The organism is Staphylococcus sp. EG-SA-14 (assembly GCF_017151935.1).
In the GTDB taxonomy this organism is placed as follows: Bacteria; Bacillota; Bacilli; order Staphylococcales; family Staphylococcaceae; genus Staphylococcus; species Staphylococcus aureus.
In genome coordinates, this window is sequence record NZ_JACVZM010000001.1 from 410,421 (window position 1) to 437,003 (window position 26,583).

General features: G+C 32.5%; 26 protein-coding genes and 3 pseudogenes. 7 read left to right on the plus strand and 22 right to left on the minus strand.

What is annotated here, in order from left to right; translation table 11 throughout:
• Positions 1–187 precede the first annotated feature (187 nt).
• Entirely contained in the window at positions 188–880 is a 693-nt protein-coding gene (locus IDG63_RS01940; protein WP_001109873.1) for a flavin reductase family protein, read from the minus strand.
• 235 nt (positions 881–1,115) lie between these two features.
• Here IDG63_RS01940 and IDG63_RS01945 point away from each other — a divergent pair.
• The 3 genes and pseudogenes from IDG63_RS01945 to IDG63_RS01955 all read left to right on the plus strand — a co-directional run.
• Positions 1,116–1,574, plus strand: a pseudogene (locus IDG63_RS01945) (hypothetical protein); the annotation flags it as partial.
• On the plus strand, positions 1,561–1,863 hold the full coding sequence (locus IDG63_RS01950) for a hypothetical protein (RefSeq protein ID WP_001260045.1): 303 nt from the start codon (positions 1,561–1,563) through the stop codon (positions 1,861–1,863). The pseudogene IDG63_RS01945 and the gene IDG63_RS01950, both read left to right, overlap by 14 nt.
• A gap of 153 nt (positions 1,864–2,016) precedes the next feature.
• Positions 2,017–2,376 carry a hypothetical protein gene (locus IDG63_RS01955; protein ID WP_000603482.1) on the plus strand — a complete coding sequence of 120 codons (360 nt, stop codon included), beginning with the start codon at positions 2,017–2,019 and terminating at the stop codon, positions 2,374–2,376.
• Between the two features lie 84 nt (positions 2,377–2,460).
• Here the strand turns inward: IDG63_RS01955 and IDG63_RS01960 are convergent, their stop codons facing one another.
• The 7 genes from IDG63_RS01960 to icaR all read right to left on the minus strand — a co-directional run bounded on the left by IDG63_RS01960 (position 2,461) and on the right by icaR (position 7,909).
• A complete protein-coding gene (locus IDG63_RS01960; RefSeq protein ID WP_206176347.1) occupies positions 2,461–3,072 on the minus strand; it encodes a flavin reductase family protein in 612 nt (203 codons plus the stop codon).
• A 78-nt stretch (positions 3,073–3,150) separates the two neighbouring features.
• Positions 3,151–3,627 carry a peptide-methionine (S)-S-oxide reductase gene (locus IDG63_RS01965; RefSeq protein WP_000301928.1) on the minus strand — a complete coding sequence of 159 codons (477 nt, stop codon included), beginning with the start codon at positions 3,625–3,627 and terminating at the stop codon, positions 3,151–3,153.
• A 2-nt stretch (positions 3,628–3,629) separates the two neighbouring features.
• On the minus strand, positions 3,630–4,130 hold the full coding sequence (locus IDG63_RS01970; RefSeq protein WP_000244278.1) for a GNAT family N-acetyltransferase: 501 nt from the start codon (positions 4,128–4,130) through the stop codon (positions 3,630–3,632).
• A gap of 234 nt (positions 4,131–4,364) precedes the next feature.
• The gene (locus IDG63_RS01975) at positions 4,365–5,132 is read right to left on the minus strand and encodes a tyrosine-protein phosphatase (protein ID WP_000565310.1); all 768 of its coding nucleotides are present in this window, start codon (positions 5,130–5,132) and stop codon (positions 4,365–4,367) included.
• A complete protein-coding gene (locus IDG63_RS01980; protein ID WP_000185864.1) occupies positions 5,129–5,821 on the minus strand; it encodes a polysaccharide biosynthesis tyrosine autokinase in 693 nt (230 codons plus the stop codon). The genes IDG63_RS01975 and IDG63_RS01980 overlap by 4 nt, the downstream gene beginning before the upstream one ends.
• A 16-nt stretch (positions 5,822–5,837) precedes the next feature.
• Complete coding sequence (locus IDG63_RS01985) at positions 5,838–6,500, minus strand: Wzz/FepE/Etk N-terminal domain-containing protein (RefSeq protein ID WP_000659675.1); 663 nt, start codon at positions 6,498–6,500, stop codon at positions 5,838–5,840.
• Positions 6,501–7,348: 848 nt separating this feature from the next.
• On the minus strand, positions 7,349–7,909 hold the full coding sequence (icaR, locus tag IDG63_RS01990; RefSeq protein WP_000653261.1) for an ica operon transcriptional regulator IcaR: 561 nt from the start codon (positions 7,907–7,909) through the stop codon (positions 7,349–7,351).
• A 163-nt stretch (positions 7,910–8,072) separates the two neighbouring features.
• Between icaR and icaA the strand changes: the two genes are divergently transcribed.
• The 4 genes and pseudogenes from icaA (at position 8,073) to icaC (ending at position 11,487) form a co-directional block, all read left to right on the plus strand.
• Entirely contained in the window at positions 8,073–9,311 is a 1,239-nt protein-coding gene (gene icaA, locus IDG63_RS01995) for a poly-beta-1,6 N-acetyl-D-glucosamine synthase IcaA (RefSeq protein ID WP_001159430.1), read from the plus strand.
• On the plus strand, positions 9,275–9,580 hold the full coding sequence (icaD, locus tag IDG63_RS02000) for an intracellular adhesion protein IcaD (protein ID WP_000240580.1): 306 nt from the start codon (positions 9,275–9,277) through the stop codon (positions 9,578–9,580). Before icaA ends, icaD begins: the two co-directional genes overlap by 37 nt.
• Positions 9,577–10,448 (plus strand): annotated as a pseudogene (icaB, locus tag IDG63_RS02005) (intercellular adhesin biosynthesis polysaccharide N-deacetylase). Before icaD ends, icaB begins: the two are co-directional and overlap by 4 nt.
• The gene (icaC, locus tag IDG63_RS02010; protein ID WP_000723836.1) at positions 10,435–11,487 is read left to right on the plus strand and encodes a polysaccharide intercellular adhesin biosynthesis/export protein IcaC; all 1,053 of its coding nucleotides are present in this window, start codon (positions 10,435–10,437) and stop codon (positions 11,485–11,487) included. Before icaB ends, icaC begins: the two are co-directional and overlap by 14 nt.
• Before the next feature lie 392 nt (positions 11,488–11,879).
• On the opposite strand, the gene lip1 is transcribed toward icaC, so the two are convergent.
• From lip1 to IDG63_RS02085, 14 genes and pseudogenes are all read right to left on the minus strand, one after another.
• Complete coding sequence (gene lip1, locus IDG63_RS02015) at positions 11,880–13,922, minus strand: YSIRK domain-containing triacylglycerol lipase Lip1 (RefSeq protein ID WP_072414310.1); 2,043 nt, start codon at positions 13,920–13,922, stop codon at positions 11,880–11,882.
• A gap of 720 nt (positions 13,923–14,642) precedes the next feature.
• Positions 14,643–14,813, minus strand: coding sequence for a hypothetical protein (locus IDG63_RS02020; RefSeq protein ID WP_000834347.1), 171 nt, complete (start codon positions 14,811–14,813; stop codon positions 14,643–14,645).
• 192 nt (positions 14,814–15,005) lie between these two features.
• Positions 15,006–16,393: pseudogene (hisF, locus tag IDG63_RS14650) on the minus strand (imidazole glycerol phosphate synthase subunit HisF).
• Positions 16,390–17,094 carry a 1-(5-phosphoribosyl)-5-((5-phosphoribosylamino)methylideneamino)imidazole-4-carboxamide isomerase gene (gene hisA / locus IDG63_RS02035; RefSeq protein WP_000571737.1) on the minus strand — a complete coding sequence of 235 codons (705 nt, stop codon included), beginning with the start codon at positions 17,092–17,094 and terminating at the stop codon, positions 16,390–16,392. The pseudogene hisF and the gene hisA overlap by 4 nt, the downstream one beginning before the upstream one ends.
• Positions 17,087–17,665: an imidazole glycerol phosphate synthase subunit HisH gene (hisH, locus tag IDG63_RS02040; RefSeq protein WP_000635624.1), complete on the minus strand. Its 579-nt coding sequence runs from the start codon at positions 17,663–17,665 to the stop codon at positions 17,087–17,089. Before hisH ends, hisA begins: the two co-directional genes overlap by 8 nt.
• A complete protein-coding gene (gene hisB / locus IDG63_RS02045) occupies positions 17,662–18,240 on the minus strand; it encodes an imidazoleglycerol-phosphate dehydratase HisB (protein ID WP_000640266.1) in 579 nt (192 codons plus the stop codon). Before hisB ends, hisH begins: the two co-directional genes overlap by 4 nt.
• Positions 18,209–19,222 (minus strand): pyridoxal phosphate-dependent aminotransferase, encoded by a 1,014-nt coding sequence (locus tag IDG63_RS02050; protein WP_000639186.1) that lies wholly within the window; start codon positions 19,220–19,222, stop codon positions 18,209–18,211. The genes hisB and IDG63_RS02050 overlap by 32 nt, the downstream gene beginning before the upstream one ends.
• Positions 19,223–19,237: 15 nt before the next feature.
• Positions 19,238–20,488 (minus strand): histidinol dehydrogenase, encoded by a 1,251-nt coding sequence (gene hisD / locus IDG63_RS02055; RefSeq protein WP_000930650.1) that lies wholly within the window; start codon positions 20,486–20,488, stop codon positions 19,238–19,240.
• Entirely contained in the window at positions 20,481–21,095 is a 615-nt protein-coding gene (gene hisG / locus IDG63_RS02060; RefSeq protein WP_000944144.1) for an ATP phosphoribosyltransferase, read from the minus strand. The genes hisD and hisG overlap by 8 nt, the downstream gene beginning before the upstream one ends.
• Positions 21,096–21,112: 17 nt before the next feature.
• Positions 21,113–21,931, minus strand: coding sequence for an ATP phosphoribosyltransferase regulatory subunit (locus IDG63_RS02065; protein ID WP_001065586.1), 819 nt, complete (start codon positions 21,929–21,931; stop codon positions 21,113–21,115).
• A gap of 303 nt (positions 21,932–22,234) precedes the next feature.
• Positions 22,235–23,359 (minus strand): polysaccharide deacetylase family protein, encoded by a 1,125-nt coding sequence (locus IDG63_RS02070; protein ID WP_000549230.1) that lies wholly within the window; start codon positions 23,357–23,359, stop codon positions 22,235–22,237.
• A gap of 117 nt (positions 23,360–23,476) precedes the next feature.
• Positions 23,477–23,974 carry a GNAT family N-acetyltransferase gene (locus IDG63_RS02075; RefSeq protein ID WP_000610976.1) on the minus strand — a complete coding sequence of 166 codons (498 nt, stop codon included), beginning with the start codon at positions 23,972–23,974 and terminating at the stop codon, positions 23,477–23,479.
• A gap of 46 nt (positions 23,975–24,020) precedes the next feature.
• Entirely contained in the window at positions 24,021–24,854 is an 834-nt protein-coding gene (locus tag IDG63_RS02080; protein ID WP_001077825.1) for an energy-coupling factor transporter transmembrane component T family protein, read from the minus strand.
• Entirely contained in the window at positions 24,851–26,563 is a 1,713-nt protein-coding gene (locus tag IDG63_RS02085) for an ABC transporter ATP-binding protein (RefSeq protein WP_000138656.1), read from the minus strand. Before IDG63_RS02085 ends, IDG63_RS02080 begins: the two co-directional genes overlap by 4 nt.
• Between the last annotated feature and the right edge of the window lie 20 nt (positions 26,564–26,583).

Sequence of the window (26,583 nt, forward strand, 5' to 3'; positions counted from 1 at the left end):
AGTAATACCAATATTTTTTCAATAAACCTAGTGTAATATATGTGTAATTCTAAAAGATTCTTCTTTAAAAATATAAATACCACGACATATTGCTTTAACATTTTCATTTATAAAGCGAAAAAATGCATCGCTATTAAGTTGAATATTTAGTAACGATGCATTGAATTCACTAAAATGATTAAATTACTTATCTCTTTTCATCTGATTGATTATCGAAATTTCTTCCTTCTAAACCTGCTAACTCTTCTTTAGAAGCTGCAGGTGCTTTCATTTCAAATATCTCATTCACTACTGTGTAATCGTAATATCCTAATCTGGCAATAGGTTTAATCGACTTAATGTCCAATTTACCATTATCAAGAATAACCTTATCGTCAATATGAACTTGGGCAACTCTTCCTATAACAATATCTACGGTAGATACTGGGTCTCCTGTCGGAATACGAATCGTTTGAACGTACTCACATTCAAAATGTACTGGCGATTCTTTGACTCGATAACCTGGTGCTTCTATACATGCTTCTTTCGTCACACCTGCATATTCAAATTCATCCTCTTCAGGTGGTAGTGCCTTCGACGATAAATTAACAGCTTCTCTTAAATCATACGTGGCCATGTTCCATACAAACCACCCTGTCTCTTCTGCATTTTTTACTGTATCTTTACGCTCATGATCACCAAGAACAGATTGATTTGCTGCGAACATAACCATAGGCGGATCCCAAGTTAAGTTTTGATACTGACTATAAGGCGCTAAATTATCTTTCCCATCTTTCGATACAGTAGAGATCCACCCTATTGGACGTGGTACTGTACTACTTTTAAATGGATCGTGCGGTAAACCATGACTTCTTACACCTTGTTTTGGCGAATAATTCATACTATCTTCACCCCTTATAAGTAATTACATTTAAGGTTACGCCCTCTTTACATAAGCGTCTAATATAAATAAACAATTTATTTATAAGTAGAAACTATATATGACGTGGTTGCTTATAATTTGCGTTCTTGATTCGAAAAATTCAGATAAGGATTTATACAATTAATATTTATGATATCTTTTGTAAATTTAATTAATTATAGTTACTTCAATCATGATTAGTTTATAATAATAAAGTGAAATTGAAAAAGACAGCTATTATGCGATGAGCGAAAAACTTCAAGTAAAACAAGAATTTAACGGCGTTACAAGGCAATACTTGAATTTCAGAACAGATAGTATCGATGATCTGGATAAGTTCAAAAAAGAATTCAAACCTGTTATGCACTTAAAAGGTGATGCATTCAATCAACAGTTACAATCTTTGATTAACAAATATCCACAAATACAAAAAAATATGAAATCAGAGTTCATTGCTTATTATGATAAAGAAAAAAATAGAGAAACAGTAAAAAACTATGCTTGGAACCTTCAAAAATCTATAAATGACGTTATGCAATCATATCCTAGCACAAAATTTGTACAGTTTTATAAAGATGATGTTTCCCCGTCAATGGTAGATAGAAATGGCCGTTTAAAATCGGATACTAATGTAATTTCCATCGAGGGAGGAAAGTATGATGAGAACAAATAATCATATAACCGATTTAGATGCTATTGAGTTAAGTAGCGGTTGGAATTACAATTCGAAATTGGTGACTGGCAAAAATGCACTACTATCAGATAGCCTTTTAAGAGATATTAAAGTATTAAGTTCTAATGCTAAAGGCGACGCTGACATGCTAGAAACAGAACTTCGTGCTGTAATAAACGCAATGTCTCAAAACGAAGGTAAATCTGTTGATGCACTTAAAAATAGTACCGCTTCTCTAAAAAACAATCTAACCAAATTAAAAGAGCAACTCGACAAAACTACACATTAATTTCATACATTTTGAGTGAACAGAATTATATTTCCATAGCAAACATTCCTAAACTACACATACGTTACATAATTGATTCATTTTTATAGAAACGGGTAAAAATGATAAAGTAATCATCTTTCACAAAAAATTAAATATTGGGAGGAATTAAATATGATTTTGCGTTACGCAACGAATTTAAAACTTGCGAAAGAGCTATACCAAGCCAGTAAACCTAAATTGCAAGAAGATAAGGGTATGATTGAACTGTTTGAACATACTTTTGGCTTACAAAAAGAACTTGTAAAATACGTCGGCATTGCAGAAGCAACTACTGCTGCTTTATACTCAGCTAGCTTTATCAATAAAAACATTTCTCGCCTTGCATCACTATCAACGATAGGCATTTTAAGTGTAGCTGCTTACAAACATTTCGAAGCTGGCCAAGGTAAAAAAGGTGCACAACATCCATTAGATTTATTAGGTCTTGCTACTTTAAGTTTACTAGATACATTTTCTTGTAATAAAAAATAGTCTTCATTTTAGAAGCACATACTTTAGCACCTGTGTACTTTTGATTCAATCCATAAACGGTACACCGCTATAGCATGTGTTTTATTATTTTTCTGGTCTCTTTATCGTAAATATTCCCCCTAATTTAGCATAATCATTTCCGGCTAAACGAGAAACAGCCTGTAATGCGTGTGGATTGATTTTAAAATCACCCTCATAAATACTGTCATCAATATGATAAGTTACAATTTCACCTATTATTAAATCAGCCCCATCTAATACATCTCCAAGCAATATCATTTGCGATAGTTTACATTCGAATCTCATTTTCGCGTCTTTAATTCCTGGCGTCTTAATCGTTGTAGATGTTAAAAGTGATAATTCTGTACGACTCAACTCACTGTCACCATATGCTAACGGCGCTGCAGTCTCATTAATATCTTGAACGTTATCTTCGTCTGTAATATGCACAACAAAGTCTCCAGTCCGCTCTATATTCAAGGCAGTATCTTTTCTCTTACCTCCTGCACGTTGAACTGCAATAGCAACCATTGACGGATGGTTATTAACAATATTAAAAAAGCTAAATGGTGCTGCATTTACTGATGCATCTTGATTTAATGTTGTAACAAAAGCTATAGGTCGTGGAATAATTGAACCAATTAATAATTTATAGTTTTCTCTAGCAGTTAATGATTGTGCATCAAACGTATACATAATACCTACCTCTTTTCTTAGTATATCTAGGTATTTCTCCGATTTTGGTTAATTTAAACATCTATTCTCCGCTGAAAATCACTTGTATTTATTTAGCAAATCTTTTGAAATATGACACATATGCATATCTTCTGGATATTTTTCTAAATGTTGCTGATGTTCTTCAGCACTTTTAATGTAATTAGACAGCGGTAAGACTTCCACTGCAATTTGATCTCTGTCTTTACGTCGTTCAATGAACTGACGAGCTTCAATTAAGTGGTCATCTACACAACTATATAAACCCGTTCGATACTTTTCTCCAATATCATTTCCTTGTCGATTCACACTGTATGGATCAATAATTTCAAATAAATAATTCATGATGTCTGTAATTGTTAACATACGATCATCGATATGAAGTTTGACACATTCAGCATAACCATCATACGGACCGTCTAATTTAGAGCTTCTTCCATTTGCTCTTCCTGCTTCTGTATGTATAATTCCAGGTATTGTTGCAAAAAATGCTTCAACACCCCATAAACATCCTCCTGCTACATAAACAACTGCCATATTTACACCTCATCATCCTTTTTTATATTTTTAACAAGGTTATACCATTTAATACCGCCATGACATGATTCTGATACACCTTCATTACGATACCCATATTTTTCATAAAATGAAATTAATGATTCTCGACATGTTAACGTTACACCATGTCGATGATGATTCTTAGCAAGAGTTTCAAAATAGTTTAGTAAGCGACCTGCAATACCCTGACCTTGATAATTTGGTGCTACAACAAGACCTAACACACTAATATAGCCACCTTCACTATTATTTGTGGAGACATTTTTAAATAAATCATCGCTAATGTAACGCTCTTTTATGACTGGACCGTTGATGTATCCAATTACTTCATCATTCTTTTCAGCTACAATAAAAGTTTCTTGAATTTGTTCAATTCTCAATTTCAATGCCTCTCGTGTTGCAGCTTCTTCCGGTGAAAAACCAATATTTTCAAGTGCAATAATTTGATCTAAGTCCTGCATGATTACTTTTCTTAATACCATAAAAACACTTCCTTAGCCCTATATATCAAAAGTAATACCTTCATCTTTATATTCATTATTTTCAAACTACCTTCACTATAAAAAACGAGTCTTTTTATTGAAAGCCATTCGCCTTAATCAATTAGACAAGTTGTATTATACGAATTAGTAAATAATCATGATTATAATTCATTTTAAGCATACTCAAAAAGACTGGTACATGTATACCAGTCTAATTCGAAAAAATATATTTAGTTAAAACCATTTCAAAAACGACTTCACTTTTCCTGGCTTAGTCGGTCTGTCTAAATAAACAAAATTATCATTGATTACTGAACTGGCATTTCGAAGTAATGCTTCAATATCATTCGAATATTTCTTCAATTTATGATTGTGAAATAATTCTTGCATCAAAAATGGTCTTTGGTCACATGAATGTGCATCTGAAGCTACAAAATGAGCCAAATTACATTCTATAAATTGTAATGATAACTTTTGAATGTTTTTACCAAATCCACCAACTAAAGAACTCGATGTTAATTGACTCAGTGCCCCATTTGCAACCAATTCATATAATATTTCCGGATTTTTGGCGATACTTCTATTTCTTTCAGGATGTGCAATGATTGGTATGTAACCTCTCGATTGTATTTCAAAAAACAATTGTTTTGTATAATGTGGTACTTCGCCCGTTGGAAATTCAATTAATAAATATTTCGAACGATTAATACCTTGAATACTACCATTATCTAAGCCTTTCAGAATCGAATCTGTAATTCTAATTTCTTGCCCGGGAAATAATTTAATATCCAATGCTTGAACTTCTGGATGCGTTCTTAACTCCGCCAATTTCACAAGCACTTGTTGAAATGTATTATCATATCTCGGATGCAAATGATGAGGTGTCGCTACAATACTTGTTACACCTTCATCCTTAGCTTGCTTTAATAGTGCAATACTCTTTTCAATTGTTTTAGGACCATCATCTATATCAACTAATATATGGTTATGAATATCAATCATGATTCATCAGTCCCATAATATGCATAGTAACTAGCACTTTTATCTTTAGGCATTCTATTTAAGACTACACCTAATAATTTAGCACCTGTTGCTTCAATAAGTTCTTTTCCTTTTTTAACTTCATCTCTATTATTATTTTCCGAATTAACTACGTAGACAACATTGCCGGTAAACTTTGAAAATAATTGCGCATCTGTAACTGTGTTCACTGGTGGCGTATCGATAATTACAAAGTTATAATTCATCAATAATGTGTCATACAAATTTGCAAATGCCCTTGATGTAATTAACTCTGACGGATTCGGTGGGATTGGCCCAGACGTCAAGACGTCTAAATCTTGAATTTCAGTTGAGATAATACTGTCTTGATAAGTTGACCAATTTAGCAATAAACTTGATAGGCCTTCATTGTTTGGCAAATTAAAAATATAATGCTGCGTAGGTTTACGCATATCCCCGTCTACGATTAGTGTTTTATAACCTGCTTGCGCATATGCAACTGCTAAATTTGCTGCAATTGTAGACTTACCTGCGCCTGGTGCCTCTGAAGTGATTACAATGCTTTGAACTGCACTGTCAGGATTTGCAAACATAATATTTGATCTTATGCCTCGAAATTTCTCGCTAATAGGTGACTTTGGTTGTTCATGGACAATTAAACTTGATGTACTTCTTCGTGTATTCGTCATGGTAATTCCTCGTAAATTAAAATTTTTGTATTGAACCTAAAATAGGTAATCCTAGTTGCGATTCAACATCTTCTTCTGTCTTAATACGCTTATCTAATAATTCTTTTAAGAAAATAATCAATATTGCTAAAACAATACCAACAATAATGCTGATAACTAAGTTGACAGATACTATTGGAGATACTTTTACAGCATTATCATGTGCTGAGGAAAGTATCGTAACATTATCAACACTCATAATTTTAGGCATGTCATGAGCAAAAACTTTAGATATTTTATTAACAATTTTGTCAGATTCAGATTTATTCCCAGTGGTAACTGATACAGTAATAATTTGAGAGTTTGTTTGATTGGTTACTTTTAAAAATGAATTCAACTCAGCTGTTGAATACTGACCATCAAATTCTCTAGATACTTTATCTAGAATTCTAGGACTTTTGATAATTTCCGTATATGTATTAACAGACTGCAAACTACTTTGAACATTTTGGAAAGCTAAATCACTTGAGGACTTTTTCATGTTCACTAATATTTGAGTAGAAGCAGTATATTTGTCAGGCATAACAAAAAAGGTTAATGCCGCACTTACTACAAGACATATTGCCGGTAAAATAAGCAATAATTTAATATTCTTCTTTAGAATATTTAATAGTTTTACTAAATCAAACTTTTCTTTCATGGTTTCCTCCACATAATCAATCATTGTATTCATTATGTATGTTTTATAAATCGGACAATTATATCTAGTTTAACGACCACAAAACATACACAACTACATTTTCTCTAATTATTTATATAAATATTTTATCGTTTAAAATTATATCATGATTCTCTACCATTATGTATAACTTATTTATATTTTTGCACAAGATATAATATTGTCCAACTTTAAATATCCAAACCTATTAATAATAAAACTAGATACCATCGTACTCTATCATGGCTTTCTTATAATCGAGTAGAAGCATCATCATTACTTGATTATTTGCTCTTTACAACACCGAGCGTGCCCGTACTCGGTAATTCAATACCTTGCGTAACCCGTCACTGTGAGTTGGGTTAATGATAATAAAGCCCACACCTTTTAAAAAGATGTGGGTAATTTATATAATTTTTATTTACATTTTTAACTTATAAAAAAAAGCGCCTATGTCATGATTTACCATCACATAGGCGCTTATCAATAAATTATTACTTATTACTTTCCATTTCATCTAATTTATGCGGATTTCCTGTAATTAGATGACAACTTATTCTTTTCAGGGGAACATTACACTTTTATAATATGTTCAAAGACAAACTTAACCATTCACAAATATAAAGAATAATATTATCAAATCATTGAACAAATCGTATTTTGCAACAATTGATATTTATATTAATGTATTGCATTTAATTTATAAAATTCATATACATCTTAATATTCTCAATATCGATTTGTATTGTCAACTTTATATAGATTTAAAAAAATAATCTCATGTCTTTTTTTACAAAAGTAAGTTAATTATTACAAACTAGTAACAAAAATTATTTCTTCAAAAATATATTTAGTAGCGAATACACTTCATCTTTGAATTGACTTTTACTTTCTTCCACTGCTCCAAATTTTTGCGAAAAGGATGCTTTCAAATACCAACTTTCAAGAAACAGCAATATTAAATTCTGAAAGTCTTCTTTTGTCATCTTTATCTTTGATTCATCATAGAATTTTGCTATCTCTTTACTTAATGATTGATTTAAATCTTGTATTTGTCCGTAAATATTTCCAGAAAATTCCTCAGGCGTATTAGATAATTGAACGTACATTCTAATATACCTTTCTTCGATGTCGAAAATAAACTCAAATAAGAATTGATATAAAGCATCAATTGAATAGTTCGATTTATTTTGATTCATCATAATAATATTATTAAGGTAATCAAAACAACATTTAACACTTTGTTCGTAAATACTTTTTTTCGAGTCAAAATGGTAATATAAACTCGCTTTCTTTATATTTACACTTTTAGCTATATCATCAAGTGTTGTACCGTCATACCCCTTCTCTGAAAATAAGGTTATTGCGTTATCAATAATCTTATCCTTCAATTTTTATAACCCCCTACTGAAAATTAATCACACTATGTTACAGGAAAATTAAGTTGCAATTACAAATATTTCCGTTTAATTATAACAACAATCTATTGCAAATTAAAATACTATCAATTACCATATGGCTTACAACCTAACTAACGAAAGGTAGGTAAAGAAATTGCAATTTTTTAACTTTTTGCTTTTTTATCCTGTATTTATGTCTATTTACTGGATTGTCGGTTCAATTTATTTCTATTTTACCAGAGAAATTAGATATTCATTGAACAAGAAGCCTGACATAAATGTGGATGAATTAGAAGGCATTACATTTTTACTTGCCTGTTATAACGAAAGTGAAACGATTGAAGATACGTTGTCTAATGTTCTTGCACTCAAATACGAGAAGAAAGAAATTATTATCATTAATGATGGAAGTTCAGATAATACAGCAGAACTCATCTATAAAATCAAAGAAAATAATGACTTTATTTTCGTCGATTTACAAGAAAACAGAGGTAAAGCCAACGCACTCAATCAAGGCATTAAACAGGCTTCATATGATTATGTAATGTGCTTGGATGCAGATACTATCGTTGATCAAGATGCACCATATTATATGATTGAGAATTTCAAACATGATCCAAAACTTGGTGCAGTTACAGGTAATCCTAGAATTCGAAATAAGAGTTCTATTTTAGGTAAAATTCAAACGATAGAATATGCAAGTTTAATTGGCTGTATTAAGCGAAGTCAGACACTTGCTGGCGCAGTCAATACTATTTCGGGTGTCTTCACTCTATTTAAAAAAAGTGCAGTTGTCGACGTTGGCTACTGGGATACTGATATGATTACCGAAGATATTGCAGTTTCTTGGAAATTGCATTTACGTGGATATCGTATTAAGTATGAACCGCTTGCCATGTGTTGGATGTTGGTTCCAGAAACATTGGGAGGTCTTTGGAAGCAACGCGTGAGATGGGCTCAAGGGGGACACGAAGTATTACTACGAGACTTTTTTAGCACAATGAAAACGAAAAGGTTTCCTTTATATATTTTGATGTTTGAGCAAATCATCTCAATTTTATGGGTATATATAGTGCTTCTATATTTAGGCTATTTGTTCATAACAGCAAACTTCTTAGACTATACATTTATGACATATAGTTTTTCAATATTTCTACTATCATCATTTACTATGACTTTTATAAACGTTATTCAATTTACAGTCGCACTCTTTATTGATAGTCGCTACGAGAAAAAGAATATGGCTGGACTCATATTTGTAAGTTGGTATCCGACAGTATACTGGATTATTAACGCAGCAGTAGTTCTTGTCGCATTTCCAAAAGCATTAAAACGTAAGAAAGGTGGTTACGCAACATGGTCAAGCCCAGACAGAGGGAATACCCAACGCTAAAATCATCGCTAAATATTGTAAGAGAAACAGCACTTATCGCTATATCGTGTGTCTTTTGGATATATTGTTTAGTTGTTCTACTCGTTTATATTGGTACTATATTTGAAATTCATGACGAAAGTATCAATACAATACGTGTTGCTTTAAACATTGAAAATACTGAAATTTTAGATATATTTGAAACTATGGGCATTTTCGCGATTATCATTTTTGTATTTTTTACAATTAGCATATTGATTCAAAAATGGCAGAGAGGAAGAGAATCGTGAAGTATAGAAAATTAATAATTTTAGTGTTGAGTATCTTGATCATATTGCCTGTAAGCACACTGGATGGTCATCATATTGCAAATGCAGATGACGATTCACCTAAAAAACTGAAATATAAAGAAAATAGTGCTCTGGCATTAAATTATCACCGTGTAAGAAAAGCGAATTTTCTGAATAATTTTATTTACTTCTTTTCTAGTAGTAAAGAAATTAAAAATTATAGTGTTAGTCAATCACAATTTGAATCTCAAATAAAATGGCTAAAATCACATGATGCTAAATTTTTAACCTTGAAAGAATTTTTATATTACAAGAAAAAAGGTAAGTTTCCAAAACGAAGTGTATGGATTAACTTTGATGATATGGATGAAACTATTTATGAAAATGCTTATCCAATCTTAAAAAATATAAAATACCGGCAACTGGGTTTATTATCACAGGTCATGTTGGGGAAGAAAACTTTCACAACCTCGATATGATTAGTAAAAAAGAACTAAAAGAAATGTATAAAACTGGGTTATGGGAATTTGAAACACATACCCACGATTTGCATAACTTATCTAAAAATAATAAGTCAAAATTAATGAAAGCTTCTGAAGCTACAATCATAAAAGATTTAAACAAAAGTGAAAAATATCTAACTAAAAACTTTAAAAAGTCGCAGAAAACTATAGCCTATCCTTATGGCTTGATGAATGACGATAAATTACCGGTAATCAAAAAAGCTGGGTTAAAATACAATTTTTCATTAGAGGAAAAAGCAGTCACTCCGAACTCCAATGATTATTACATCCCTAGAATATTAATTAGTGATGATGCTTTTGAGCATTTAATTAAGAGATGGGACGGATTCCATGAAAAAGATTAGACTTGAACTCGTATATTTACGTGCTATTATATGTGCAATTATTATTATCACACATTTACTTACACAAATTACTTTAAAACATGAAAATATGGAGGGAGGATCCTTAGTATTACAATTTTACATTCGTAATATTGTGATTTTTGGTACACCTTGCTTTATTATCTTGTCACAGTTACTGACAACCTTGAATTACCAAAAAGTCACCTATAGATACTTAACTACACGCGTAAAATATATACTTATTCCTTACATATTAATGGGATTGTTTTACAGTTATAGTGAATCATTATTAACAGATTCAAGTTTCAATAAACAATTCATTGAAAATGTCCTATTAGGTCAATGGTATGGCTATTTTATCGTTGTTATCATGCAATTCTTTATTTTGAGTTATATCATTTTTAAAATTAACTATAACCTATTCAACAGTAAAATATTATTATTGTTATCTTTTATTTTACAGCAATCATTTTTATATTACTTTACGAACAACACAGCGTTTCACGATACCGTGCTACACTATTATCCATTAAGTGAAAACACTATAATATTCGGATGGATTTTTTATTTCTTTTTAGGTGCATATATGGGTTATAACTACGAACGTGTATTAAATTTCTTAGAACGTTATTTAGTTATTATGATTGTATTAGCTGTAGCTACTTATTTTGTGTTTATTGCGTTAGCAAATGGAGACTATTGGAACGTTACCAGCTTTTCATATTCATTAACACCATATAATAGTATTATGTTTATTGTTATCTTGGGTATTTGCACGCATTTTAAAACAATGTTATTTAATACGATTCAAATGATTAGTGCTTTCTCATTCTTTATTTATTTATTACATCCAATCATTCTAGACTCATTGTTTGCATATACAAATATATTTGAGGATAATACAATGGTCTTTCTAGCGATATCACTACTATTCATTTTAGGATTATGTATAGGTGTCGGCATGATATTGCGTGAATTCTATATCTTTAGGTTTATTATTGGAAAACAACCATATAAATTGAACATTAATGCTTATTAATTATTAAGCTATATTAAAAACACGCGGTGGACGAAATCAGTTTGAGTTGACTGACTTCGTTTTACCGCGTGTTTAATATTGTTATACATATATTCTAATTGCACATTTAAACTACTCAAATGCCAATGGGAGTGGGACAGAAATGATATTTTCGCAAAATTTATTTTGTCGTCCCACCCCAACTTGCATTGTTTGTAGAATTTCTTTTCGAAATTCTTTATGTTGGGGCCCCGCCAACTTGCACATTATTGTAAGCTGACTTTCCGCCAATTTCTCTTTGTTGGGGCCCCGCCAAGGTTTTACTTGAATAATTCTTTTAGAATTCTAAATAATGATCCGATTAATTGAAAGAAGTCTGCAGTCATTGTTAATTCCTCCCTTTACTTTTTAACTTATGCTTGCTTAGTATCAGTCACCTTTTCAGTTTTCACTAAATCGTCTGCTAAATGATGCCAAAAATCTTGTAATTCTTCTCTTGTGCGCACTGTATCAGAACTGTCTTGTCCTACAAAGTCAACATGATCCCAATCATGTTTTGTAGGCGTCACTTGCCAAATGCCTTTTTGAATTTTATCTGTCGCTTTTGTATAAGCTTGATTAAATGGATGTTGAGAAGAAATAACGGATACTAAACCATCGTTTTCTCGCCATTCTTTTTCAGTTGCTTTACCGATTAAGTTACCAGTAATCACAAATGGGAAAAACATATTTAAGTCTGCTTTTTGTCTATCGCTATTTAATGCTTTGTGCGTTGCTTCACCAGTGTATGTTTTATACACAATGTTAGGGTTCAACGACGTTTTACGATTTAAATCTGTTGCACCCTCGCGCGTCAGATCGTAAAATCCATTATCTTTTGATTTCCATAAATTAGATTGTTTAACGCGTTTGACATAATCAATATATGATTCATTTGGCTTCTGTTTTAGGCCCCATTGAGCCAACCCGAAGTCTACTCTTGAATTTTTATTACCAAACATTTTACCGATATCAAATACAATTTGTCTCACTAAAGCTTCATTACCAGCTAAATCTGATGCGTGTGTACCATTATGTGGTGTTCCTAAAGTAGTAATTGATGAAATCATATTGTCATGATTACCTTTGAATAGTGGAGAAATTTCGCCACCATGTTTCTTTTGATACTCTATTTCTTCACGATTACCATTACGCAGTAATTCTTCTAGTTGACGTATCGTTTGACCGCCCATACTATGTCCAACTAGGTGTACCTTCTGTCCTGGTTTCCAGTCTTTGTAAATTCCTTCGTATGTTTTTCCATAACGTTCATGTCCATATTTTGCTGCATGTGCTGCACCATAATCTACACGACCGCCTTTGATATAATAATAAAGTTCAACTGCGCGGTCATAGTTACTTCCAAAAGCACTTATACTTGCTTCATAAGCTTTGTAACCATTTTCTTCTAAATCTTGGCGAATGTTCATTTTATTACCGCCCCAATAATGAGCTAACACTGAAGGATTAATATCATCTGTAAACCCATTGAAACCATGCACTAAAACGATAGGATCCTGATTTTTATACTGCCCTTGTTTGGCAACTTTATTCGTTTGATCATCTTTCGCTTTTGCAGTAAGTTCCTTTGTCCCTTTGTTTGGTAACGTTGCTACTGCACTACTTTTTAATAAATTTAATCCATTTTTCTTGTCATTGTCCTTTGTTGGTTCTACTGGTGATTTTTGATTGTTTTTTAAATCTGAAACTGATAGTGTTTTTTCGTCTTTTTGAGGTTTCACTTCTTGTTCATTGTTAAAATTGTAGTTAGTAATTTTATCATTCGCTTGATTATTTTGTTGTGGTTGTACTTTCTCTATTTCTGTCTCATTAACAATTTCTCGTTGACTTGTTTGATCTGACTTATTTAATGATGGTGCTTCCTTTGTTAAACTTTGTGAAGGTAGATTGTTATTAGCGTTTGAATCTTGACTATTATCTGCCTCTTTTGACTGTTGCTGTGACGCCACTTTACTTTGTTTACCATCATTAATAGCCTGTTCTAACCCTTGATTTACATCGCTAGGATTAGCATTGTTATTTTTTGTTGTATCACGTTGAATATTTTTATTATTAAGCGATGATTTTTTATCATCCTTTAGTTGATCTTTATTCAAATCATCTGTTTTACGATGATTTTCTTCTGATATTGTTTTATCATTATGCAAGTTCTTAGTTAAATTTTCAGTATGTTGCTGTTCGTCAACACCGTTTTCACGTTGATAATTAGCATTTTCCCTAGTTTGTTGATCCCCAATAGATTGTGCTGTAACTGTATCCTCCTGTGAATTTCCCATATTCACTTGCTTCTCAGCTGCTTGTGCTTGTCCACCACTTAAAAATAGTAATGTAGCTATTAAAATGGAAGATGCACCTACACTAAATTTACGAATACTATACTTATTTTGACTTTTCATCATTGTCAGCACCTCTATTTTTTTATTTTAGATAAACAAATTGATAATTATTCGAGGAATAAACTCAAATAATTTACTTAACCAAGCACTCATAATGACCATCCTTTCTATTGTTTAATTTGACGAGAAAGCGTTTACATTTTTATTTAAAAAATATATTCTCCAAAGAGAATTTAAAGTGTATACGCTAATCATTTCAAATTATTAATTAATATTATATTTGGCAAAATTTAATTAGTCAATAATTAGACACAATTTAATTATGCAAATTGTAACTTTTTTACATATATCTTTTGTGATTTTTAATATTTACATGCTTGGGGCTTGATTCCAATGATGTATTATTTTTTTAGATTAGCTGTATGGGGGGATTTATGAGCTATCACAGTTATAATGTTTGCTGGTGTCGTATTTTAAACCTAAAAATATCATCCCATCCACAATAATTGTATCAGGATAAACCGTAATACTTGTTCCTAAACTAAATATATACAGTTAATTTTCTTCCCTCAAAGTAAGTATCCTACTATTTTTAATTTATTGTTTAATTACTCTTGAACTACCTTTAACTTAATCTCGAATTTATGATGATTAGCATAAAAATACATCCCATAAAGTTAGTTTTTTAGTCTAACTTTCGGGATGCACATCTTAGTTCTAATGGAGATTGTCTTTTAAATAGGCTATGACATTTCTATTTCAGGCTAGATATATTTTTATTTACAGTATAAATACAAAGAATGTAAAGACAACTATGATATTAAAGGTTACTAAATTCTCTTTAGCTTTTTCGCCATTTTTTCCCTTCATAACTTCATTATATCGATTCATATACTTTTCAACATCTTTAACAGTGACATCTATTCCTGAGTTGCTCAATTCACTTTTCATAATTATTTTTGGTTTCGTATTGTGATTATCCACTACTTATCTATAACGCGTTTGCAACTTTAGTACCATCACAGCATTCATAGTTAAAATATGTTGGTGTCGTATTTTAAACTTGAAAATGTCACGTTTTCCACAATATTTGTAAGTGTATAAGCCATGATCCTTTTCTCTATATCTCAGCCCATACTTGTTTTACCACTGTTCGATATTTTGTCGTTCGCCTTTAAAGTTATTGCGCTTATGATGTCTACGCGCTAATTCTGCCTCAATTTCTGAAAAATCGACGCCTAGCGCATGCATCAAGACAAATAAATGATAAAGTTCATCTGCTACTTCACTTACAAATGCTTTTTTGTCACCTTTAATTGCTTCAATTACGACTTCAAAAGCTTCTTCACCATATTTTTTCGTAATCTTTTCTATACCTTCTGTTAATAAATATTTTGTATATGACTTTTCATTATTGGATTGGGCACTATCTTGAACTGTCTGCGCTAATGTTTGCACTGAAAATGGAACTTCTGTGTTGAAACAACTTTGACTGCCTGTATGACATGTTGGTCCATTTGGTATGACATCAATTAAAATAGTATCATTGTCGCAATCTACATGAATATCTTTAACACGTTGCGTATGACCAGATGTTTCACCTTTTGTCCATAGACGTTGTTTCGACCGCGAATAGAAACATACTACACCATCTTCTATCGTTTTATCAAAAGCTTCTTGATTCATATAACCCAACATCAATACTTGTTTTGTTTGATTATCTTGTAAAATTGCTGGCACTAAACCTTTGCTAAAATCAATTTTGTAATTGGTCATCTTACTGCTATACCTCCTTGCCGTATCACTTCTTTAATAGATTGAACCGTCGTTTCTCGATCATGTAATATACTTGCAGCTAAACCTGCAGAAACATCCGTCTGATCAAATAATTCTACAAAGTGTTGTGCATTGCCACCACCACCAGAAGCAATGATTGGAATATTTACAAGAGACTTAATATTTGCTAGGTGTTCAATATCAAATCCTTGCTTCATACCATCATGTCCCATACTTGTAATGAGGAGCTCACCTGCACCTAACTGTTCTACTTGCTGTACCCAGTCATATACTTTAATATTTGTCATCTTTTTACCACCATGCGTACAACAATAATGTGCTTTTCTTTCAGGATCATAATAGCTATCAATTGCTATACAGATGCATTGTCTACCGAATTTATCACTCGCTTGTTTAATGAGCTGTGGATTTTTTAAAGCACTTGAATTTAATGATACTTTATCTGCACCATGATTTAACAATTGGGTAATATCATCGAGACTTTGAATCCCACCCCCTACAGTAAGAGGGATAAACAAGCGTGACGCTGTCTGTTCAATCACTTCTAGCATTAAGCTATGACCCTCTTCCGTCTTAGAGATGTCTAAAAATACTAATTCATCAGCACCCGCTTCATTGTAATACATTGCTAAATCAACAGGATTCCCAATATCCCTTAATCCTTTAAATTGAATCCCTTTAACGACACGACCATCTTTGACATCTAAACATGGAATGATACGTTTTTTAATCATTTTAGCCCCTCCCAAAAAGATGCTTGATGTGCAGCCTTTCCTATAATAGCAGCGTGAACATTTAGCGACGCTAATCGTTGAATATCTTGCTGATGTCTAATACCACCGGAAGCAATGACAGGAATCGTCGTTGCCTTTACTAATTGACCAGTTAATTCAAAGTTAGGTCCGGACATTTTGCCATCTTTAGCAATATCAGTATATATAATGCCTCCAAGAGGTATATCCGATAACTGTCTCACAAAACTAAATAAATTTAACTCTGTGTCCTCTTCCCATCCGTTCACTTTAATATCTTCTCCATAAGCATCAACAGATAAATAAATGCGACCTGGAAATGTATGTGCCATCACTTTAAGCCAATCAGTATCTTGAATGCCTTTCGTTCCAACTATGCAATAATTAATCCCTGCGGCAAAGTAGTCCATGATTTGTGACTTCGTACGAATGCCACCACCTACTTCAATATCTTTGGTTGTTAATCTCCTCAATGACTTAATATAATCAAACTCTCGGGCATGCTGTGCCTTAGCACCTATCAAGTCGACGATATGAATACGATTCACACATTCAAATTGACTATAGTAAGCAATACTTTCTTCAGCCGAGCGTGACATTTTTTCTTCACTATCATATTTACCCTCTGTTAACCTCACACTTGTTGACCCAATCAAATCAATCGCTGGCCATAATTCAATCATTTATAAATCCCCCTTGTATTGCCTGACGCAAAATTTGCAACCCATATGTACCGCTTTTTTCAGGATGGAATTGAATACCAATATAATTGTTAAATTGAACAATTGCTGGAATATCAGTACCATACTGCGCATATGCAATGACATTTTCTGACATCGGCGCTTGATAAGAATGTACGAAATAAACATCTTGATTTAACATAGGGTGCTTACTCACTAAATTATTCCAGCCTAAGTGTGGCACTGGGTATTCTGTTTGGATACGCGAAATATTTCCTGGGATAAACCCTAATCCAGATGCATCGCCTTCATCACTATGCTCATACATTAATTGCATGCCTAAACAAATACCAATCATCTTCTTATCAGTATTCTTAGCCAATATTGCATTGAGATTTAATCGTTTTATCTCTGACATCGCATCTTTAAAATGGCCGACACCGGGCAATATGATTGTTTCTGCTTGATCGATTATTTTTGAGGTATTTGAGACAACCACCTCATACCCTAAATGTTCAATAGCGCGTTTTACATTACTAATATTCCCTAATCCATAATCAACGATGACAATCATTCAATCACACCTTTCGATGACGGCACACGCTGATCATCAGTTGCAGTTAGCGCTATGCCTAATGCACGGGAAAACGCTTTGAATATAGCTTCAATTTCATGGTGTGTATTACCTCCACGAATTAAATCAATATGCGTTGTTAATCTTGCATTGATTACGACCGCTCTAAAAAATTCTTCTACTAACTCCGTATCAAACGTACCAACTTTTTCTTTACTTAATGATGCATTGAATGATAGGTATGGGCGCCCACTTATATCCACAACGACACGTGCTAATGTTTCATCCATTGGAATGTACATCGTTCCATAACGAACGAAATGCTTTTTATCTTTAATCATTTCAAGTAACAATTGGCCAATGACAATGCCGATATCTTCAGTTACATGGTGATCATCTACGTCAATATCACCTTGTGCCTCAATGTTTAATGACAGACCGCTATGAAATGTAAACAATGTTAACATATGATTTAAAAAGCCCACACCTGTATTAATATGCGATGGTGACTGGTCATCTGATATTGAAATATTTAGTTGTGTTTCAGCTGTGTTTCGTTGTTTTTGATAAATCATATTTTGCACTCCATTCTTTAACAATTTCTTCTAATTGCTTTAACTGCGATGCTGTTGCAATTGAGTATCTTACATAGCCCTTCATCACCGGCTCACCATAAAAGCGAGGTTTAAATCCTTGTTCATATACGTATTGTCCTAATTGTTGCGCTGCTGAACCTTTAGTAAGTACAAAATTGGCATTTGATGGGAATACTGACATTTTATCTGCAACATGTGTATCAAATATTTGTTTTAACTGCTCAGCTAACTGTCGTTGCATCGTTAAAAATACTCTTGTCTCTTCTCTATGTCTAAAAATATAAGTCGCAATATTTAGCGTAAATACATTTAATGGATATGGATGTTCTATTTTTTGAATATGCTTTATCGTTCCAGCAGTACTAATTAAGACACCTAATCTTAAGCCGGCAATTCCAAACGCCTTTGATAATGTACGCATTCTTAAGATGTGTGGTGCCAGTTCCACGTCATATGCCGTACCATAATCTAAATATGCTTCATCAATGACAAAGTATCCGTTTAATGCTTTCATCTTATCTGCAATAGCTGTTAAAAATGCCGTATCAAATTGCTTGCCTGAAGGGTTATGTGGATTACTCATAATAAAAAATGATGGTTGTACTTCATCGATTTTCGTTAAAATGGTTTCCAAATCAAACGTTAAATCTGATCCTGCATCTACAAATGCAATTTCACGATTTACTTGTGCCGCATATGCTTGATACATAAAAAAATCAGGATTTAGCGTTAATGCCGGACCTTCTGGCATGATCAGCATTAACTTTTGAATCAATTCATCAGATCCATTTCCTGCAATAATTTGTTCAGGCGATAATCCGTAAAACTTAGCATAAGCTTCCTTGAATTGTTCATATGCTGCATCAGGATATAAATTATATGGCGTTGCACTAATAATAGACGTCATTGTTTTTTCATCCAACGGCGTAACTGGACTTTCATTTTTATCAATATAAATCATTTCAATTACACTCCCCTAAGACTGACGTATTAAAATAGACTGCTGGTGATTGTATAATGCTTCAACATGAGCAATATGTTGTGCTGAATCAGCAATTTGTTCAAACGTATCTTTTGATAAATGGATGACCGTGTTCCGTGTTAAGAAATCATTGACCGATAACCCATTGGTAAATCTAGCTGTTCTATTTGTAGGTAATACATGACTTGGACCTGCAACGTAATCTCCTATGACCTCTGGCGAATAATGTCCAATAAACAATGCACCCACATATTTCACTTTTTCAATATATGGTTGAGGATTTACTGTTTGAATCGACGCATGTTCAGGCGCGATTGTATTCATGACATGGCATGCTTCATCAAAATTACTAGCATGGATAAGATAGTGTTGATTAGCGATACTTTTAGAAACAATGTCGTATCTGTCCACATTAGGCAATGCTTTAGCAATACGTGATTCTAAATCTTTAAGGACTTGCGCATCTTCACTAATGACATATGTACGTGCTAATTCATCATGTTCTGCTTGCGCAAATACATCATATACGATGGCATCTAAATCTGCGGTGTCGTCAATAATCAGTGCTATTTCTGTTGGTCCTGCAATTTGATCAATACCTACCTGTCCAAATAAATATTTTTTGGCATATGCAACAAATTGGTTACCTGGACCTACAATCTTATCAACTTTAGGTATCGTTTCTGTTCCATAAGTCAATGCAGCAATACTTTGAGCACCACCAACTTGAAACACTTGATTAACTTGCGTAATATAACATGCAGCTAATACCTCTTGGGATACTCCGTTAGGTTGAGGTGGTGTCACAACAACAATATTTTCTACACCTGCTACTTGTGCTAAAGTCGCTGTCATTAGAACCGTTGATGGATAACTTGCTTTGCCACCAGGCACATAAATACCCACACTTTCTAGTGGATGGTATATTTCATAACACTCCACTGATTCTTCTAACTGTTGATTCGTCTGTTTAATACTTTCTTGATATGCTTTAATTCTTTCATAACTTTGTTGTAATGCTTGTTTTGTTTTTTCATCTAATGTGTCAAATGCTGCTTTAATTTGTTCATGACTAATTTCTAAATGATCTGTTTTCGTATGATCGAATGTTAGATTATACATTTTCAAAGCCTTATCTCCATGAACTTTAACTTCCTGACAAATATCGCGAATAATTGGATACAATGACTCATCTAATGGTGCTTCTAATGAAAATTGATTTAAAAATTGTTGTGCATTAAGCATTGGCAATAGACACCTCCAAAGAGCGAATAAATTGCTCTATTAATTGTGATTTTTTAAAATAAGCTGCTTTATTAGTTATTAATCTTGCATTGATATCACTAATATGTTGCTTTTCAACCAGTCCGTTCGCTTTTAGCGTAGTACCTGTTTGAACGATGTCGACAATTCCGTCTACCATATCTACGACACAGGCCAATTCAACAGAGCCATTCAATTTAATCAATTCGACATCAATACCTTTTGATTTAAAATATGTTTCAGCAGTATGAACATAACTCGTTGCGATTTTACGATAATTGGTCGTTTCAGGTTTCGCTGCAACCGCAAAATGACATGCTCCAAAAGGCATATTCAACAAATTATTAACATTATATTGGCGCTCATCTAATATGTCGCTACCAACAATGCCTATGTCTGCCATTCCTTGTTCCACATAGATTGGCACGTCACTTCCTTTTACTAAAATGCATTCAATATTATCTACACTTAATAATAATTGGCGTTCTCTATTTTTTAATGTTTCTGATAATGTCGTATATTCAATTTCATCTAAATAGTTAATTAAACTATCCATTAGACGTCCTTTGGCTATGGCGATTCTTAACATTGTGCATACTCCCTTACTTAAAGTGTTAATCCTAATCCAAACCCTTCGATGCTTCCTTTGTAATAACCACCTGTTAAAACTCGAGATTCATTTTCAGCAAAATGACATTGAATAAATAAACCTGTGTAATAGGATCTAGGTGGCTGCGCAGTAATATCTAAATGGATGTCTTTGTAACCTTGTGTATGTAACCAACGTTCCCATATTTTTAATTCAACGAGTGCTGGATGGTCATTTGGAATATAGTGTTCCAATACATTTAATTGTTGTTGCGTATTCTCTTTCAAGATTTGCACGATTGGATGTTCAGTCGACAAATATGTAAAAAGTCCCGATAAATTACGTTCCTCAATCATTGATAGTATGTCTGGTGTTTGTAACGATTTATCGAGTAAGGCATCAAGCAATTGATAATGTCCCAATACAACAAAATGCACGTTGTCTCTCAACTGCTGTTGAATAAACTGAATAAATAGCTTTAAGCTCTGTTGTACATTCGCTAATGATGGTGCATAGTTTTCCAAACCCACTTGTACAGCCGCTTCATTATTCCGAATGATTAAACCTGTGTATGCCACTTTTGTTGCTGCAGTTGGATACATTGAGTAATAACGCAATAATTGATCTGTAAAATCATTTCGAAGTGCATAAATTTGATGCTCATGTTGCCAAAAATTTCGCTCACCCATCTGCTGCAAATCCTCATGGTTCAATTGTTTCCAGTCCAACTTTTCAACCACACTAAAATCAACTAACTCATAATCCGCTTTATTAAAATATTTTAAAAATGCTGTTTCCGATTCTTTTAACGCAATTAATTGTTCTGAATTATTCACTCGACCACCCTTTACTTTCAATACTGTATTTAAAATCACTTGGTATTTTCGTTGTTCACTTTACTTCTCTACCACACTAAAGTGTAATATGATTAATAACTTATCATTTTTAGCAATACATTACAACCTTTTTCAGAAAATTCGGTGTATTGTTTTTAAATTTTTACAAAAGAAAAAGGCAAGACATTTGTGCCTATAAAAATGCTTAACCAAGATTTTTATATTGAAGTTGTACTTCTTGCACATATTGTCCTTGCCTTATTATGTAAAGTTATTTTCTTTCTATCTTTTTATTAAATTTAACTATTCTTCATAATCCTGATTCCCTTTAAAGTAACGTCTATCTTGTTTACTATATACATTTTCAGGATTAAAAAACGGTTTGAGTTTATATTTAAATTCAAATAAGTTTAGACCATCAATCGCAACCCTATCTTGGTAAACGTTCGTTGCTGATATATCTGTAAAATTGTTTGGACCGACACCTGCAATAAACTTAAACTCTGCTTCATCTACCAAATAATCATACGCTTGTGTATGTCTATCCTGTGCGCCATGTGGAAATACAAACATATCTGTTTTACCTACAATTGGTTCAACTTCATCTTTCCATCTTTTAGTATCACGTTTAATACCTTCTAAAGATGTTTTTTCAAAATTAATGTGACCATATGAATGACTCGCAAATGACCATCCATCCCGTTTCATTGCGCGAACAACTTCCTCAGCTGCCTTTTTATTCTTTGTATAATCTTTACTCGTTAATTCATTCGTGCGATAACCTAATACGCCCTCATAACCGGTTAAAGCAACAACACCTTTTTCACCATTTAAAGAAAAATCTGGATGCTCTTTTACAAATTTATTTAAAATTGGCACGATATCATTGTCATCAGAATAAGTAGCATGGCCTTTTGAGTCTGTCGTTTCAGATACAACATGTTTATTTTTATCGAGTACTAAACGGTCAGCATAACCATGGTGTCTCATGTAACTATAGTAATTCATATCATCAATTGAGATGATTAGTGGCTTTTTACCTTTCGGCAATTTTATTTTTTTGGCTTTTACATGATGAGATGATAAGTCGTATACATCATGTGGATTAACGATGATGTAATTATTTTTATATAATTCGTTCAATGATTTTTTAAATTCACTTACAGTAATCATCCAATCATTGTTGCCCTTAGCTTGGTGTGTATCTCCTGTAAACGCAACTTTTGGGTCTGTAATTAATGGGTGATAAAACACATGATAAACTTGGCCGTGATATGTTTCCCAATGTTCATCCATTTTCGATTTATGCTTTGCATACTCATTTGGATTAACAGATTTATTTTGAGCTTTCTCATTTTGCTTGGAACAGCTATATAACAATGCAACTGATAATAACAGAAAAAATAGCAATAAATATTTTTTATGCATTAAACATTCTCCCTATGTTTTATTATGCACAATTATAACATTTTTATTATGTGGCTCATAACTTTTTAAGAAACTGTTGGGATTTTAATTTTATTTTTTAGATAATGTCATAGTATTTTATTTATAAAACACAATATCTCCTTGATTGATAATGTCGTCCATAGCTTTGTCTCGCTTGAATTTAAGCCTTTCTGCTAAATTTATTGAACGTTGGTTACACTTATTTGTCCTGATAACTTTTACTGTTTCTTGATCGATATAATTCACAAAATTTGTGATTGCTGTAATAGCCTCACATGCGTACCCTTGTCCTTCAAAACTTGGATGTAATTTATAAAATAAATTTAATACTGTTTCTTGCTTTAATTGTCGATATTCATATCCACAAATATCAATAACACTACAATCTATTTTTTTTACCAATACAAAGTAACCAAATTGATATTGTTGCCAATGGTTTCGCCATTTTTCAATCCACCGTTGTGTGTCTAATTTGGAATTATGTAAACCTTTGGGAGTGTATATATTTGCTTGTGGATGACTACAAATATTATAAAGTTCAATTAAATGCGAGGAACTTGGAATCATTAAATTTAATCTTTCAGTATTTATCATTAAATGTCTCCCTCCTATTTCTATTTAAAGACTATTTATATGAATGCTAATACCACGGGTTGAAATATCGACTATTATTTAAAAAGAATAATGTAACTACTAACATCAGAAGTATTAACGTCAAACACAAAACAACATAATCATCTTTTTTTAATTGTTTTTTGACGTACCAGGTTCTCCTTTTATACTGTCCGAATTGTCTTAACTCCATAGCAGTACTAATAGTGTCAATTCTTTCGATACTAGAAAATATTAAAGGTAACACAATGCGTTTGATACCTTTAACACGGCTAGTAAATTTCGCCTTTTTCGAATTATCATATCCTCTTGCTTGTTGCGCTTGTGAAATATTAAAATATGTTTCTTGAATATCTGGAATATACCTTAATGCTAGTGAGACTGCGTAACTGATTTTATAATTCACACCTAGCTGATTTAAACTTGCAGCAAAATGACTCGGATTCGTTGTGAATAAAAATATTAACGCTAAAGGAACTGTGCTAATATATTTTAATATTAGATTAAAAAGATAGAATAATTCCTGTGATGTTAGCGTAAATCGACCAATACCATTGACTAACTCTGTACGCTGATTATAAATCCTCACACCATATTCAGGGTCAAATATGTATACGGCAATAATATTTAATATTGTGAAAAACAGAATGAATTTAACAACAAAGCGAACTTGTTTCCATTCAATATGAGCATATTTGAACAATAAAATAGATGAAGCACTAATTAAAATTAAATATCTTGTGTCATAAGTCACCATTGCAGAAATAGAAACAACTAATAAGAATAAAAGTTTAACAGTCGCATTTAATTGATGAATACGACTATTTCCCGGGTGAAAACCTATAGTATTATATTGATTCATTGGCGTCTCACCTTCCTATCATGGTTAATAAATAATTGTACTAATTTCTGTGGCTCGCTAATCCCTATATATTCGGCCATTTCAAATAGCGATGTTTGTCTCAATGATGCAATCTCACAGATTTTTTTATCATTTAATACCAATACTGGCGTGGTATCAGCAACGACTTGTCCTTTTGATAATACAATTGTTCTTGAACTATACTCAGACAATAAATGCATATCATGCGTAATCATAATAATCGTCTTCCCCTGTCTGTTTAGCTCAATTAAAAATGACATTATCTCATTATAATGATAGAAATCTTGACCAGCAGTCGGTTCATCCAATATGATTATTTCCGGATTTAAGACTAAAACAGATGCTATAGTGACCCTCTTTTTTTGACCATAGCTTAAAGCTACAATTGGCCAATTCCGAAATGCATAAAGTCCGCATATTTTGAGCACATTCTCTACTCGTATCTTTATATCTGATTCTTTCATACCTCGTGCTCTTAACCCTAATGCTACTTCATCGTAAATCATTTTTTCAGAAATCATATGATTTGGATTTTGCATCACATAACCTACGAATTCAGATCGTTCGCTAATTGACAATTGATTAAATCCCCTATTACAAAATTGGATATTACCTGTTATATCTAAAAATCCACAAATTGCTTTAGCAAGTGTTGATTTGCCGGCACCATTGTGACCAACTATACTAAGCATTTCTCTTCTATAAACATTTAATTGAACATTATTAAGTACACTATTACTATAGTCACTATATTGAACACATACCTCATTTAATTCTAATAGCGGTTCAGATTTGTACTTATTATCATTATTTGCAGATGTTTCATCTATCCATTTTTTCACTTTAAATTTAACATGTTCACTCATACAAACGTCACGTAAATTCGCTAAGTTATCAATGGATTCGACATCTACTTCTGCATATTTAAGCGCTGTACAGTATAATGGTTCACGTATGCCTGCTTCTTTAAGCTTAGATGATTTTAGCAAATCACTAGGCGTTGTATTAGCGATGATTTTTCCATCTTTAAAAAGAAGAACTCTATCAAACGTATCATCTAATGATTCTTCTAATCGATGTTCGACAATAATCATCGTTGACTTTGTTTCTTCATGAATATTGTTTAACAATCTCAGCGTTTCATGTCCTGTCGCAGGATCTAAATTGGCCAGTGGCTCATCCAATATTAAAATAGGCGTACGATGGATTAATATACCACCTAATGAAACGCGTTGTTTTTGACCTCCAGATAAATCTTGCGGTCGGTGATTTAAATGTTCTATCATGCCAACTTTTTCAGCCCAATAACTTACATTTTTCTTCATATCATCTTGTTCAACACAATTATTTTCTAATAAAAAGGCCATATCTTCAGCTGCTGTTAAGCCTATGAACTGTCCATCTGTATCTTGTAAAACTGTACCAACAACATTAGATCTATCATGTAAACAACTAACGGTTGCATCTTGATTATTTATATATAGTTCCCCGGTTATGTTACCTTTAGTTTTAAATGGAATTAATCCGTTTATGCAATTTGCAAAAGTCGATTTACCACTACCTGAAGCACCAACTACTAGCACTTTTTCTCCTGGATAAATATCAACATTTATATTCTGTAATGTAGGTGTTGCTTGACTATGATATTGAAAACTAAAGTCTTTGAACGAGATAATTGGTTCAGTCATGATATATCATTACCTTTCTA

What these genes read in the sequence shown, in the direction of transcription:
- IDG63_RS01940 (WP_001109873.1), bottom strand. Translation starts at nt 880, where the DNA reads ATGAATTATTCGCCAAAACAAGGTGTAAGAAGTCATGGTTTACCGCAC.
- IDG63_RS01950 (WP_001260045.1), top strand. Translation starts at nt 1,561, where the DNA reads ATGAGAACAAATAATCATATAACCGATTTAGATGCTATTGAGTTAAGT.
- IDG63_RS01955 (WP_000603482.1), top strand. Translation starts at nt 2,017, where the DNA reads ATGATTTTGCGTTACGCAACGAATTTAAAACTTGCGAAAGAGCTATAC.
- IDG63_RS01960 (WP_206176347.1), bottom strand. Translation starts at nt 3,072, where the DNA reads ATGTATACGTTTGATGCACAATCATTAACTGCTAGAGAAAACTATAAA.
- IDG63_RS01965 (WP_000301928.1), bottom strand. Translation starts at nt 3,627, where the DNA reads ATGGCAGTTGTTTATGTAGCAGGAGGATGTTTATGGGGTGTTGAAGCA.
- IDG63_RS01970 (WP_000244278.1), bottom strand. Translation starts at nt 4,130, where the DNA reads ATGGTATTAAGAAAAGTAATCATGCAGGACTTAGATCAAATTATTGCA.
- IDG63_RS01975 (WP_000565310.1), bottom strand. Translation starts at nt 5,132, where the DNA reads ATGATTGATATTCATAACCATATATTAGTTGATATAGATGATGGTCCT.
- IDG63_RS01980 (WP_000185864.1), bottom strand. Translation starts at nt 5,821, where the DNA reads ATGACGAATACACGAAGAAGTACATCAAGTTTAATTGTCCATGAACAA.
- IDG63_RS01985 (WP_000659675.1), bottom strand. Translation starts at nt 6,500, where the DNA reads ATGAAAGAAAAGTTTGATTTAGTAAAACTATTAAATATTCTAAAGAAG.
- icaD (WP_000240580.1), top strand. Translation starts at nt 9,275, where the DNA reads ATGGTCAAGCCCAGACAGAGGGAATACCCAACGCTAAAATCATCGCTA.
- icaC (WP_000723836.1), top strand. Translation starts at nt 10,435, where the DNA reads ATGAAAAAGATTAGACTTGAACTCGTATATTTACGTGCTATTATATGT.
- lip1 (WP_072414310.1), bottom strand. Translation starts at nt 13,922, where the DNA reads ATGAAAAGTCAAAATAAGTATAGTATTCGTAAATTTAGTGTAGGTGCA.
- IDG63_RS02020 (WP_000834347.1), bottom strand. Translation starts at nt 14,813, where the DNA reads ATGAAAAGTGAATTGAGCAACTCAGGAATAGATGTCACTGTTAAAGAT.
- hisA (WP_000571737.1), bottom strand. Translation starts at nt 17,094, where the DNA reads ATGATTGAATTATGGCCAGCGATTGATTTGATTGGGTCAACAAGTGTG.
- hisH (WP_000635624.1), bottom strand. Translation starts at nt 17,665, where the DNA reads ATGATTGTCATCGTTGATTATGGATTAGGGAATATTAGTAATGTAAAA.
- hisB (WP_000640266.1), bottom strand. Translation starts at nt 18,240, where the DNA reads ATGATTTATCAAAAACAACGAAACACAGCTGAAACACAACTAAATATT.
- IDG63_RS02050 (WP_000639186.1), bottom strand. Translation starts at nt 19,222, where the DNA reads ATGATTTATATTGATAAAAATGAAAGTCCAGTTACGCCGTTGGATGAA.
- hisD (WP_000930650.1), bottom strand. Translation starts at nt 20,488, where the DNA reads ATGCTTAATGCACAACAATTTTTAAATCAATTTTCATTAGAAGCACCA.
- hisG (WP_000944144.1), bottom strand. Translation starts at nt 21,095, where the DNA reads ATGTTAAGAATCGCCATAGCCAAAGGACGTCTAATGGATAGTTTAATT.
- IDG63_RS02070 (WP_000549230.1), bottom strand. Translation starts at nt 23,359, where the DNA reads ATGCATAAAAAATATTTATTGCTATTTTTTCTGTTATTATCAGTTGCA.
- IDG63_RS02075 (WP_000610976.1), bottom strand. Translation starts at nt 23,974, where the DNA reads ATGATAAATACTGAAAGATTAAATTTAATGATTCCAAGTTCCTCGCAT.
- IDG63_RS02080 (WP_001077825.1), bottom strand. Translation starts at nt 24,854, where the DNA reads ATGAATCAATATAATACTATAGGTTTTCACCCGGGAAATAGTCGTATT.
- IDG63_RS02085 (WP_000138656.1), bottom strand. Translation starts at nt 26,563, where the DNA reads ATGACTGAACCAATTATCTCGTTCAAAGACTTTAGTTTTCAATATCAT.